General features: G+C 52.4%; 12 protein-coding genes. 5 read left to right on the forward strand and 7 right to left on the reverse strand.

The window, feature by feature from the left end; genetic code table 11:
- Positions 1–727, forward strand: a 727-nt coding sequence (locus tag MVD07_RS00715; RefSeq protein ID WP_297497261.1) for a molybdopterin dinucleotide binding domain-containing protein, incomplete at its 5' end; no start/stop codon positions are given.
- Here the strand turns inward: MVD07_RS00715 and purF are convergent.
- Positions 717–2051: an amidophosphoribosyltransferase gene (purF, locus tag MVD07_RS00720; protein ID WP_297497282.1), complete on the reverse strand. Its 1335-nt coding sequence runs from the start codon at positions 2049–2051 to the stop codon at positions 717–719. The two genes, MVD07_RS00715 and purF, sit on opposite strands and share 11 nt — an antisense overlap.
- A 158-nt stretch (positions 2052–2209) precedes the next feature.
- Between purF and purC the strand changes: the two genes are divergently transcribed.
- Positions 2210–2899 (forward strand): phosphoribosylaminoimidazolesuccinocarboxamide synthase, encoded by a 690-nt coding sequence (purC, locus tag MVD07_RS00725; protein WP_297497285.1) that lies wholly within the window; start codon positions 2210–2212, stop codon positions 2897–2899.
- 185 nt (positions 2900–3084) lie between these two features.
- On the opposite strand, the gene purM is transcribed toward purC, so the two are convergent.
- From purM to MVD07_RS00740, 3 genes are all read right to left on the reverse strand, one after another.
- Entirely contained in the window at positions 3085–4089 is a 1005-nt protein-coding gene (gene purM, locus MVD07_RS00730; protein ID WP_297497288.1) for a phosphoribosylformylglycinamidine cyclo-ligase, read from the reverse strand.
- A 91-nt stretch (positions 4090–4180) separates the two neighbouring features.
- On the reverse strand, positions 4181–5137 hold the full coding sequence (locus MVD07_RS00735) for a hypothetical protein (protein WP_297497264.1): 957 nt from the start codon (positions 5135–5137) through the stop codon (positions 4181–4183).
- Positions 5122–6312: a DUF4855 domain-containing protein gene (locus MVD07_RS00740; protein WP_297497267.1), complete on the reverse strand. Its 1191-nt coding sequence runs from the start codon at positions 6310–6312 to the stop codon at positions 5122–5124. Before MVD07_RS00740 ends, MVD07_RS00735 begins: the two co-directional genes overlap by 16 nt.
- 213 nt (positions 6313–6525) lie before the next feature.
- On the opposite strand from MVD07_RS00740, the gene purT reads away from it, so the two are divergent.
- On the forward strand, positions 6526–7815 hold the full coding sequence (gene purT, locus MVD07_RS00745) for a phosphoribosylglycinamide formyltransferase 2 (protein WP_297497271.1): 1290 nt from the start codon (positions 6526–6528) through the stop codon (positions 7813–7815).
- 129 nt (positions 7816–7944) lie between these two features.
- Here the strand turns inward: purT and purE are convergent, their stop codons facing one another.
- The 3 genes from purE to MVD07_RS00760 all read right to left on the reverse strand — a co-directional run bounded on the left by purE (position 7945) and on the right by MVD07_RS00760 (position 9846).
- Entirely contained in the window at positions 7945–8376 is a 432-nt protein-coding gene (gene purE, locus MVD07_RS00750) for a 5-(carboxyamino)imidazole ribonucleotide mutase (protein WP_297497275.1), read from the reverse strand.
- A gap of 77 nt (positions 8377–8453) precedes the next feature.
- The gene (locus MVD07_RS00755; protein ID WP_297497292.1) at positions 8454–9206 is read right to left on the reverse strand and encodes a hypothetical protein; all 753 of its coding nucleotides are present in this window, start codon (positions 9204–9206) and stop codon (positions 8454–8456) included.
- Complete coding sequence (locus MVD07_RS00760; protein WP_297497278.1) at positions 9196–9846, reverse strand: hypothetical protein; 651 nt, start codon at positions 9844–9846, stop codon at positions 9196–9198. Before MVD07_RS00760 ends, MVD07_RS00755 begins: the two co-directional genes overlap by 11 nt.
- Before the next feature lie 173 nt (positions 9847–10019).
- Here MVD07_RS00760 and purD point away from each other — a divergent pair, with 173 nt between their 5' ends.
- Positions 10020–11336, forward strand: a complete 1317-nt coding sequence (purD, locus tag MVD07_RS00765; RefSeq protein ID WP_297497294.1) for a phosphoribosylamine--glycine ligase — start codon at positions 10020–10022, stop codon at positions 11334–11336.
- A 10-nt stretch (positions 11337–11346) separates the two neighbouring features.
- Positions 11347–11768: DUF1246 domain-containing protein (locus tag MVD07_RS00770; protein ID WP_297497279.1), on the forward strand; the 422-nt coding region annotated here is incomplete at its 3' end.

An 11768-nucleotide genomic window follows, 5' to 3' on the forward strand; every position in this document is an offset into this window, starting at 1 on the left:
GACGGCTCGCTACGCTCACTATTTGCTTCCAGCTTCAGCTTTCTGCGAGAAGAGCGGGAGCTACATGAACAGCGAGAGGAGGATCCAGTGGAGCGAGAGGGCCTGCGAGCCCTACGTCGACTCAAAGTCCGACTGGGAGATTTTAACAATGCTCGGAAGAGCCCTCGGTCTACCCGGCTTTAACTATTCGAGGGTCGAGGAAATAACCGAGGAGTACTTCAGGCTCTTTCCCTCGCTGGAAGAGAGAATCGTGGAGGAGCTGAAGAACTCCGACGGAATCTTCCTGCCGAAGAAGAGGCTCCACACCTGGGAGTTCGCCACTCCGGACGGGAAGGCCAGGCTGATGGCGGTCGAGCAGGTTGGCCCGTGGGAGACGCCGGATAAAGAATATCCCTTCGTTCTGACGACGATGAGGCTGATAAGCCACTACAACACCAGCGAGATGACGCTGAGGAGCCCTTCACTGGTTAAGCTTATGGGCGAGCCCAAGGCCTTAATCAGCAAGAAAGACGCAGAAAGGTTCGGAATCAATGAGGGCGACCTGGTCGAGATAGAGACGAGGCGCGGGAAGATAAGGATGCACGCAAAGATTGGGGGCGTTCCGGAGGGGGTTGTAGCCCTCCCCTTCCACTTCAAGGCCAACAGGCTGACGAGTTCGGCACTCAACAGGGCAGGGACACCAGAGTTCAAGTTCTCCGCCTGCAGGGTGAGGAAGGTTAGAACCTAAACGCCCACTCCGGGTATTCCCCGGTGAGGCAGGCCAAACAGAGGTCTTCCCTTCCGACGGCCCTTTTCAGTCCCTCGACGCTAAGATAGGCTAAACTGTCGGCCCCTATCGCTTCCCTAACCTTCTCAACGCTCCCGAAGGCCGCTATGAGCTCATGCCTCGTCGGTATGTCTATCCCCATGTAGCATGGATACCTTATCGGTGGCGAGGCAATCCTGACGTGAACCTCTCTCGTCCCGGCTTTTCTAAGCATGGCAACGATCCTCCTCATCGTCGTGCCCCTGACTATTGAATCATCGACGAGGATAACGCGCTTCCCTTTAACTACATCCATCACAGGGGAAAGCTTGAGACTCACCTTCAGCTCGCGGTTGAACTGGCCCGGTGTTATGAAAGTTCTCCCTATGTAGCGGTTCTTTATCAGCCCCTCGGCGTAGGGAATCCCGCTCTCAGTTGAAAAGCCGAGTGCGGCAGCCCTTCCAGAATCTGGGACGGCTATAACGACGTCCGCATCGGCAGGGCTTTCGCGGGCGAGCTCTATTCCCATCCTCACCCTGGCCGAGTAAACGTTGACGCCGTCTATCCTGCTGTCTGGCCTGGCGAAGTAGATGTACTCAAAAACGCAGGTGTGTCCCCTCTCCTTCACCAGAACCCTGCTCTCGACCGAGCCCCCATCGAGGAGGAAGACCTCCCCAGGTTCAACATCCCTGATCTCCTCCACGAAGGGCCTTAAAGCTGAATCCTCGCTCGCGAAGTAGTGGCCGTCACCGGTTCCGTAGCTCAACGGTCTGAAGCCAACCGGATCCCTCGCTACGAGTACTTTCCCGTCGAAGAGAAAAGCAACCGAGTAGGCGCCTTTGACCTCATCAAAGACGGCCCTCATCGCCTCGAACTCGTCGCCCGTCTCCCTTAGGTGCCAGAGAAAGGAAATTCCCAAAATTTCGGAATCGACCGAGTGCTTAAAGCTAATTCCTCTCTTCTTGTATTCCTCCCGGAGGGGCCCAAAGTTCGTAAGGGTACCGTTGTGGACCACGGCTATTCTCTTCCCGCAGCATTCCGTCTCAAGGGGCTGGGTCTCGTTGAGTGAGCCAGATGTGGAATAGCGGACGTGAGCTATCGCAAGGTTTGACTTTAGTCTGGCAAGAGCCGGTTCCCTGAAGACGTCCTGGACGAGGCCCAAACCTGCGACTGTCCTTATCCTATGCCTCCAGACGCTTATTCCAGCGCTCTCCTGACCGCGGTGCTGAAGGGCTATGAGCGCGTAGTAGGCTTTCTTTGCCGCGTTCTCTGAAGCCGTTGCGAAGATACCGCACTTCTCCCGCACTGCCCCCACCATCCCTTGATGTTTGAATGTCCAACAATTGCCTTTGATTCGGTGACTATTAACAGATTCCAGTTTAAAAACCTTGCCCGGTTATTGAGTCTTAGCTGTTAAAAAATCCTTAAAAACTCGAGGAAGTTTACATACAAATGGTGAAGCCTATGGATGTCTACGAGGGTAAGACCAAGAAGATAATCCCCCTCGACGACGGGAAGGTCATAATGGAGTTCAAGGACGATGTGACAGCCTTTGACGGCGGTAAGAAGGCGAAGTTTAAAGGAAAGGGCTGGCTGAACGCCCAGATAAGCGCCCACCTCTTCAGGGTTCTTGAAGAGAAGGGCGTGAAGACCCACTTCATCGGCGTAGCAGGTGAGAACAGACTCATCGTCGAGAGGCTTGAGATGTACCCCCTTGAGGTCGTGGTGAGGAACGTCATCGCTGGAAGCCTGAAGAAGCGCCTCCCCCTCCAGGAGGGAACCGAGCTCAAGGAGCCGATAGTCGAGCTCTACTACAAGGACGACTCCCTTCACGACCCGATGATAAACCACTACCACGCGAGGGTTCTCGGCATAGATGAAGCTGAGCTTAGGGAGATGGAACGCATAGCCCTGAAGGTGAACGGTATCCTGAGAGAATACTTCAGGGAGCGCGGGGTAACATTGGTCGACTTCAAGCTTGAGTTCGGGAAGAACGCCAGGGGTGAGATAATCCTTGGGGACGAGATAAGCCCAGACACCTGCCGCTTCTGGGACGCAAAAACCGGGGAGAGCCTTGACAAAGATGTGTTCCGCTTCGACAAGGGCGATCTCGTTAAGGCCTATGAGGAGCTCTACAGGAGGCTCACCGGCTGAAGGGTTCATCTGCCTCATAGGTTTACTTTTTTCTTTCGAAAGCCTCGCCCTTAGCCGGGAGGAGGTCAGTTTCTTCAATCTGATTCCGTATTCCTTCACAGCCTCCTCAACCAGCCCCGGAAGCAAGGAATGCCTTTTTGCGTGCAGTTAGCTCCATCGAACCACAGGGGAAGTCGGGAGTGAGCTTAGAGGCTTATCCCGTAGTTCTCAACTCTAATCCCCGGTCTTTTCGTGACGGCTCCGAGCTCAAAACTCTCGTAGTGTCTGTTGAGAACCTCAAGCGCTTTCTCCTTCTCATCAGCCGGAACTATGGCGACAAAACCGACGCCCATGTTGAAGACGCGGAACATCTCCTCCAGCGGAACGCCGTTCTCGTGGATGAGCCTGAAGATTCCCCCGATGGGGGGCATCGTGAGGGAGAAGCCGTAGCCTGTGAGGCGCTTCAGGTTGAGAAGCCCGCCTCCGGTTATGTGGGCCAGTCCATGAACCTCGACGCTCTCAATCAGCCCTAAAATGGGCTTTACGTAAATCCTCGTAGGTTCTAAAAGCCACTCCCAGAGCTTTCTGCTCTCGTACTCGTAGTCGAGGCCGTATTTCGGGATGAGGAGCTTCCTCGCGAGGGTGAGACCATTGGAGTGAATGCCTGAGCTTGAGATTCCTATAACTGCATCACCCGGTCTGATTTTCTCGCCCGTTATGGCCTTTCCCTTCTCAACGATCCCAATAGCGGTTCCAGCCAAGTCGAAGCCGTTTATCAGGTCGGGCATAACAGCGGTTTCCCCGCCGACTATCGCTATACCAGCTTGCCTCGCCCCATCGTAGAGCCCTTTGGCTATCTCTCCGAAAACCCTCTCATCCGGCTCCTTAACGGCGAGGTAGTCCACGAGGGCAACGGGTTCGGCACCTACACAGAGCAGGTCGTTCACGTTCATCGCTATCATGTCTATCCCTACCGTGTCGAACTTTCCAACGGCTTCAGCAACGAGAACCTTCGTCCCAACTCCATCCGTCGTCATCGCGAGGTAAAAGCTTCCAAAGTCGAGTAGGGCCGAGTAGTGACCGAGATCTTCGGCAGGTTCGCCGATTTTTCCCCGTCTGAACTCAAAGGTCGCCTTCGCGAGGGAGATTACACTCTTCAAGGCCCTCGCAGTCTTCTCGTCGTCAACTCCGGCCTGGGCATAGGTCAACATGGACACCACCGGAGGAAGTTCGGGAGTGGACTTAAAAGGTTTGCCATTTTTATGGCAAAAACATGAATAAAAATCCTGGAAAATTAACTTTTTAATGTCCATAAATGCGCCGTTTCAGGAGGGGAACCGCCGTGGTGACCAACAGCACCAATCCGGGTCCACAGATGCCCTTCGTTGCAGTTCTCGTGTTAGCTGTGTTGGTTACATTCCTGCAGGGCGTTACATTGACGAGTTTAACGTCATCCGGGAACCAGTAACCTGGAATTCCAGTGGTGTTCTCGTTGTAGTAGCCGTACCACATTTGAACGGGGGTGGTGTTCAGAAAGATAAGGGTGACGTTTTTCACTTGATTGTTTCTTTTAAGCACGAAGTAAACTGGAAACTGAGTCCTGTTAACTATTATAAAAGGTCTGGGCAACCAGCCTGTGTTGCTGGCGTTCACAACGACGAGAAAATCCGCTGTAGGGTAGCTGGAGGGTATGGCAGAGCCATTCTTAAGAGATGGCAACAGGAATACCCTTGGAATTTCAACCCTCCAGCCGTTTATCTCGTTTTTGAGCTCGCTTTCTTCAAGACGTGACAAGTTTACGTTGACTTTCCTAACGCAGAGGTTTTTCGTGTCAAGCCTAAAGATGAAATCCAGATTCTTTCCCCGTTGAGACTCCGCGGAGTAGAAGAAAGCACTAACGTCAACATACCAAGAATCGTTTGCATATTTTATTTCATTGAAATACACGTCACTAACGTTCCTTGGTACGTTGGGTGGGAGATAAGAGAGCAGGACTGGCGTGAAGTTCAGGAGATAAAGCTGAGAACCGTTAAAAAGGAGAAGATACTCTTGGTCGCCGTAGACTTCTGCCCAGCAGTCTCTCATGCCACAGGTAACTCCGAACTGAAGAACCGAGAGAGAAAGCAACGCCTCTCTCCCGTTTGATAACACATTATAACGAACCCCGTAGATGAAACCGGGTGCTTTTACGTAATACGTTGCCGAGACTGGAAGGGCAAAGAAGAGAAGAGCTAGGAAAACCGCTACCATCCGGGACATTTTTCTCTCACCCTATTTATTACTTCAAGGTTGGTGCCAAAGTAATAGGCTCTTGTCGGCAATGCACTTGGGTTTACCTCCATTACTGCCCGGTAGTAATCACAGGCGCGTTCAAGGCACTTTTCGTTGTCACACCATACGCAGTGATTATTCTCATATCTGCATGAAGCACAGTGTCCGCATTGACCAAGAAGAACAGCACTGTCGGCTTCCATTTCTATTGAAATCGTTGTGTTGGGGTTGTTGATGCTTCCCGGAAGGTCTTCACAAATCCACCGGATTTTCTCGACGAGTTTCTCATAGGTATATGGTAAACTATCTTTTATTCCTTTTTCATCAAGCTTTGGGTACTGATAGTAATTCGGCTGGACAAAAACATAGTCAAAGTAGCCACCGATCTTAAGAATCCCATCATAATCCGGGTCATTCAGATAAGACACACCCCTGCCTCCAGTTGCTGGAATCCAGATGAGTTCCTGTCCACGATTGTGAATGTAACGGAACATGTCTCTGATGAAGGTTATGTAATCGTCCACGTATTCTTTTGTGTTGGCGTTACACATTGGGCCGAAGTAATCTACAAAGTTGGGATCGTGCTTTGTGGCCTGAAGGCAACTTTCATAGCTCCAGTAGAAGCCCACCCTGTAATCATCAACCACACTCAGAACACCATCAATCCACCCGTGCCAGTATGATTCATCAAAACCATTCATTGGACAATCTCTCGGTGGTGCAGAGTATTTCTTCTCGTTCAACGGATTCTGAATCGAATTACCTAACTCATAAGAGAAGGATATCGGCGCGTAGTACTTTACGGTTCCAACTCGTGAGGAAATCCACAGCGAAAGAAACTGTCCATCCGAATAACCGACGTCATACCTGGACTTTCCGTTATTGGGATTGTTGCTATCTATACTCCAATCGTAGTGTTCATTACAGAGGGTACGAACATACTCCTGAAGTTTATTGTACATATACTGGTTAGTACCGTTTTCTGGGAGGTGGGGCCCACTACAACCCAAAGACCCCAAGAACACAATCCTGTCAAAACCCCTCTCTTTGAAGTCCTCAATGGTGGCTTTTCTACTCCCCACAGTCATCCTCGACTCGTAGGTCCCGAGGTTTTTATTCCACTTTACCCACCACAAACTAAACTTCGACATGAGAAACCACAACCTCAAGTAGTTATTTGACATATAAAAACCTTTTGGTTAAATAAACACGCTTAAAACAAACAAAAAGTTCTAGAATAATCGAATTCAAGGGATAGTAATTGTTACCATCCAGTATTCACGAAAAGGTGTGAATTATTTGCCATTTTTCTGCTCAAAAAGGCTTAAATATTACCAATTTTTAACATTTTAACGTCAATAAACGGGGTGGTGCCCATGATAAGCTTAAGGGATGAGCTCGGAACGGCCTTGACTGACTCCGCTCAGAAGATCCTTCTATTGGGAAGTGGTGAGCTCGGGAAGGAGATAGCGATTGAAGCTCAGAGGCTCGGCGTTGAGGTGGTGGCGGTTGACAGATACGCCAACGCTCCGGCAATGCACGTTGCTCACCGCTCGTATGTCGGCGATATGAGAAATGCTGACTTCCTCTTCTCCGTCGTCGAGAGGGAGAGGCCAGATGCCATAATCCCGGAGATAGAGGCGATAAACCTTGACGCCCTCTTCGAGCTGGAGAAGGACGGCCACTTCGTCGTTCCGAACGCAAAAGCCACTTGGATTGCCATGCACCGTGAGAGGACTAGGGAGACCCTCGCGAAAGAAGCCAAGGTCCCGACCTCGCGCTACGCCTACGCCACAACTCTCGACGAGCTCTACGAAGCCTGCGAAAAGATAGGCTACCCCTGCCACACCAAGGCAATAATGAGCTCCTCGGGAAAGGGCTCCTACTTCGTGAAGGGGCCGGAGGATATACCAAAGGCCTGGGAGGAAGCGAAAAAGAAAGCCCGCGGTAGCGCCGACAAGATAATCGTGGAGGAACACATTGAGTTCGACGTCGAGATAACCGAGCTGGCTGTGAGGCACTACGACGAGAACGGCGAAGTTGTTACGACATTTCCAAAACCCGTTGGTCACTACCAGATCGACGGGGACTACCACGCGAGCTGGCAACCCGCTGAGATAAGCGAGAAAGCCGAGAGAGAAGTTTACAGGATAGCGAAGCGCATCACAGACGTCCTCGGTGGCCTCGGCCTCTTCGGCGTCGAGATGTTCGTGAAGGGCGACAAGGTGTGGGCGAACGAGGTCTCCCCGAGGCCCCACGACACAGGGATGGTGACTTTAGCTTCTCATCCAACGGGCTTCTCCGAGTTCGGCCTGCACCTCAGGGCAGTCCTCGGGCTCCCAATCCCAGGAGAATGGGTTGACGGCTACAGGCTCTTTCACATACTCACCCCGGCCGCAACCCACGTCATAAAGGCGAACGTCTCCGGATATTCCCCTCGCTTCAGGGGTCTCGCCAGTGCTTTGAGCGTTCCCAACGCGACAGTGAGGCTCTTCGGGAAGCCGGAGGCCTATCCCGGAAGGAGGCTCGGTGTTGCGATAGCATGGGATAAAAACGTTGAGGATGCAAAGAGAAGGGCCGAGATTGTTGCCCACTCTATAGAGCTGAGAACGCGCTCTTCTGAGTGGCACGACCAAAATTACGAGGGAAGAAAACACATTACCTAGTAACTTTTTGTGGCAGTTCGAAAGGAAAAGAAAAGGTTTAAAAGGCTAAAAATTATCCAAAAAAATGTGCTTAAATCAAAGCACCCCTGAAATAAAAGTTGGCTGTAATAAGAAAAACCTCCTGCGGGCTTATGCCCGCATTCTTCTTCTGTATTCGGCGAGCTTCTCCCTGAGGCTCTCGTCCTTGAGGGCGAGTATCTCAACGGCCAGCAAAGCCGCGTTCTTCCCGTTGTCTATTCCAACGGTTGCAGCAGGAACCCCGGGCGGAAGCTGGGCGATGCTGAGGAGTGCATCGAGGCCACCGAGCTTTGCCGAGACGGGGACGCCTATTACCGGCTTCGTTGTGTGCGAGGCGATTACTCCCGGTAAAGCTGCACTCAGACCAGCTATAGCTATGAAGACGTCGTAGTCCTTCTTTGCGAGCCTCTTGACCTTCTCCGGATTCCTGTGGGCGGAGGCGACCTCGACGTCGTAGTCAACCCCGAACTCGTCTAGAACTAGGGTTGCCTTCTCGGCTATATGGGAGTCGCTTTTGCTACCCATAACTACGAGAACCTTCATGTCATCACCATTCACAAGAATATGCTAATGCTTTAAAAGTTTGCCGAATAAATAAACAGGAATATGTTAAAGCTGAATCAGGGAAACTTCAGCCGGCCGGAGCGGAAGGTGTATTCGTAGGCCGGCATTGACTTGAGGCCTGGGGCTTTAACTATCTTCATCGTCCTTATCACCTTCCCCTCCTCAGTTACAGTGCTCTCTGTTCTCAGGACGTAGGTGGCCTTTCTGTAGAGGAGGGGGAGGACTACAAGGTCGTTTCCAGTGTAGACCCAGACGTTGGTTCCCGCCGGGTACTTCCGGTAAACGTCTGAGTTCGTCCTGAGCAGATCGGCCAGTTCAAGGTAGCGCTGGGTCTTCTGGGCCCCGAACATGTGAAGGTAGTCGGAGATTGAGACCGTGACTCCCCAGAGTTCCCTCCCCTCGAACCTGTTGAGTTGTTTCCACTTCTCCTTGTGGGTCCTTATGACTTCGATGTATTTCTCGTTGAGTATCTCAAGGCTTATAGGCCCCGACAGGTACCAGACGTTCTCCATCTCAACGCGGAGGTCATATATGCTCCCGAAGGTGTCCACTATCATCAGCCTGCCTTCCTTCAGGTGACGCTCTACGTCTATGCCGAAGCGCCTGGTCACTGAAAGGAACACCGAGAGGGGCATCCCGATGTTAAAGTAGCCTACGAGGTTGTCCGAGTCCAGCTTTTCCTTCATCACGTGGAGCGCGAGGAACTTACCGAGCGACCTCGGGTCGGCCTCGTGGATGAGGATCAGGCTCCTCTCCTCGACGCCCCCTAAAACCCTGTCCACTGGTTTTAGGCCAAGTTTAAGGCTCATCCCCACCACCTTTCGTGACTATAAGTCTCCTGCGGTTCCCCTCGACGAGCCCCTCGACAACGAGGTCGGAGCAGAAGTAGACGAGCTCGTCCATGGCCGGACACTCCGGGAGGATGTATGTTCTGACGGCCGAGATCTTCAGCGGAACCTCCATCATCAGGTTCCACGCCTTCCTCTGCACCCTAACCGGGTTCTTGAAGAGCCTGCAGAGGCCGGACTCAAGGTGCCCCAAGACGGTAACCTCCTCGGGCTTAAGGGAATCTATGACCTCTGAGATGAGCTTCTGGTACTTCACTATAAAGACGTTGTCGTCGAGGTAGCCCTTGAGTGTGAGAACACCGTCCATCCCGGGCTCGATGCCCTTGATGGAACCGAAGACGTCAAAGATGAAGAGGTTCTTTCCCAGGTGCTCCTCATAGTTCAATCCAACTCTCTCCATGTCCCTGAAGAGGCTCTGAAGGGGGTCGTAGGATACAATCCAGACGTACTTCCCCCGCTCGACGTCCCCTTTTATTGCCTTGAGACCGAGCATATAACCGAAGGAGGCAATGTCCCTGTCCACGATGCCCACGATTTTATTCGATGAGAGTGCGCTGATTATTAACTCAAGCAGCCTGTTCTCGTTGTTCACGCTTCTCACCACCTAACCTTTGGACTGAAAGGGATAAAACGCTTTTGTTCACGGCTGGTCATATAGATGCTCCACTGCCCTCTTGTCGACATCCTTTAGCCATGGGTTGGAAGTTGTTTGCCATAAAAAAGGCAAAATAAAGTTTTAAATAATCTACTTTTAACAATTAAATGGTGAACATCATGAGGATTCTGCTCGTCGGCGGCGGCGGAAGGGAGCACGCGATTGGAGAGGCCCTCGTCAGGGCCGGAGCTGAGCTCTACGTTGTTGCCAAGCACAGAAACCCGGGCCTGGCAAGACTTGCAAGGGGCTACGGCCTGGCCAGGGAGACGGATGTTGGGAAGGTTTTAGCCTACGCGGAAAAGTTCGGCGCGGACATAGCCTTCATCGGGCCGGAAGCACCGCTTGAGAGAGGCATCGCTGATATCTTTGAGGAGAACGGTATCCCCTCGGTTGGCCCGAGCAGGGAGGTTGCAAAGCTCGAAACAGACAAGGCCTTCGCGAGGGCCTTCATGGAGCGCAACGAAATTCCAGGGAGGAAGGCCTTTCGCGTCTTTACCGACGTTACTGAGATGCGCTCGTGGATAGACGATTTCGGAAAGCCCGTCGTTGTGAAACCAATTGGCCTCACCGGTGGAAAGGGCGTCAAAGTGGTCGGCTACCAACTCAAAGATAACGAGGAAGCTAAGGCCTATGCCGAGGAGCTCATCAGGAGGGACGGGAAGGTTCTGATAGAGGAGAGAACGGATGGTGTTGAGTTCACCTTCCAGGTCTTCAGCGACGGGAGGCGCATTATCCAGATGCCACTCGCACAGGACTACCCCCACGCCTACGAGAACGATGAAGGTCCTATAACCGGTGGAATGGGAAGTTACTCGTGCTCAAACGCTCTGCTTCCCTTTGTGACGAAGGAAGACTACGAGAAGGCCTTTGAGACGCTTAAAGCTACCGTCGAGGCCATGAGAAAGGAGGGATCACCCTACAAGGGCATCCTCTACGGCCAGTTCATGCTGAGTAGAGAAGGGCCGGTTCTCATAGAGTACAATGCCCGCTTCGGCGACCCGGAGGCTATAAACGTCCTCCCGCTCCTGAAGACGAGCCTGCTTGAAATAGCAGAGGGAATCGTGGATGGCAACCTCAGAAAAGCGGAGTTCGAAAGCATGGCCACCGTCGTGAAGTACCTGGCGCCAAAGGGTTACCCAACCAACCCGCTCAAAGGCGTTAAGGTCGAGGTTGATGAGAGGGCCGTTGAAGAAACCGGTGCGAGGCTCTACTACGCTTCCATCGACGAGAACTTAACGCTCCTCGGCTCAAGGGCGATAGCGGTCCTTGGAATAGCGGAGAGCCTTGAGGAGGCTGAGAGGATTGCCGAAAGCGCTGTCCTCCATATAAGGGGCGAGCTCTTCCACCGGAGGGACGTTGGGACGAAGGAGAGTGTTGAGAAGAGGATTGAGCTTATGAAAGAACTCGGGAGAGAATTCGAGCCGAATCCCTGCTGAGGTGGTCGGCATGATAAGCCGTGAAGAGATTCTGGAAATCCTTGAGAAGTACGACCCTGAGAAGATAACCGTTGGAGCTATCGGGAGCCACTCCGCGCTGGATATAGCGGATGGGGCAAAGGAAGAGGGTTTGCCGGTTCTCGTCGTCGCACAAAGGGGCAGGCACAGGACCTACGCCGAGTACTTTAAGCTCAGGAAGACGAGGGACGACTTAACCAAGGGCTTCATAGATGAGGTTCTTGTGCTTGACAAGTTCGCCCAAATCGTTGATACCCAGGAGGAGCTGGTGAAGAGGAACGTCATCTTCGTCCCAAACCGTTCCTTTGTAGTTTACACGGGCATTGATAGGGTGGAAAACGAGTTCAGGGTTCCTCTCTTCGGGAGCAGGAATTTACTGAGGAGTGAGGAGAGGAGCGAGGAGAAGAGCTACTA

It is taken from the genome of Thermococcus sp. (assembly GCF_027008145.1).
Classification (GTDB): domain Archaea; phylum Methanobacteriota_B; class Thermococci; order Thermococcales; family Thermococcaceae; genus Thermococcus.

Bases quoted from the DNA above. Each gene is read 5' to 3' on its own strand.
- purC (WP_297497285.1), top strand. From the start codon at position 2,210: ATGGATGTCTACGAGGGTAAGACCAAGAAGATAATCCCCCTCGACGAC.
- purM (WP_297497288.1), bottom strand. From the start codon at position 4,089: ATGTTGACCTATGCCCAGGCCGGAGTTGACGACGAGAAGACTGCGAGG.
- MVD07_RS00735 (WP_297497264.1), bottom strand. From the start codon at position 5,137: ATGTCCCGGATGGTAGCGGTTTTCCTAGCTCTTCTCTTCTTTGCCCTT.
- purT (WP_297497271.1), top strand. From the start codon at position 6,526: ATGATAAGCTTAAGGGATGAGCTCGGAACGGCCTTGACTGACTCCGCT.
- purE (WP_297497275.1), bottom strand. From the start codon at position 8,376: ATGAAGGTTCTCGTAGTTATGGGTAGCAAAAGCGACTCCCATATAGCC.
- MVD07_RS00755 (WP_297497292.1), bottom strand. From the start codon at position 9,206: ATGAGCCTTAAACTTGGCCTAAAACCAGTGGACAGGGTTTTAGGGGGC.
- purD (WP_297497294.1), top strand. From the start codon at position 10,020: ATGAGGATTCTGCTCGTCGGCGGCGGCGGAAGGGAGCACGCGATTGGA.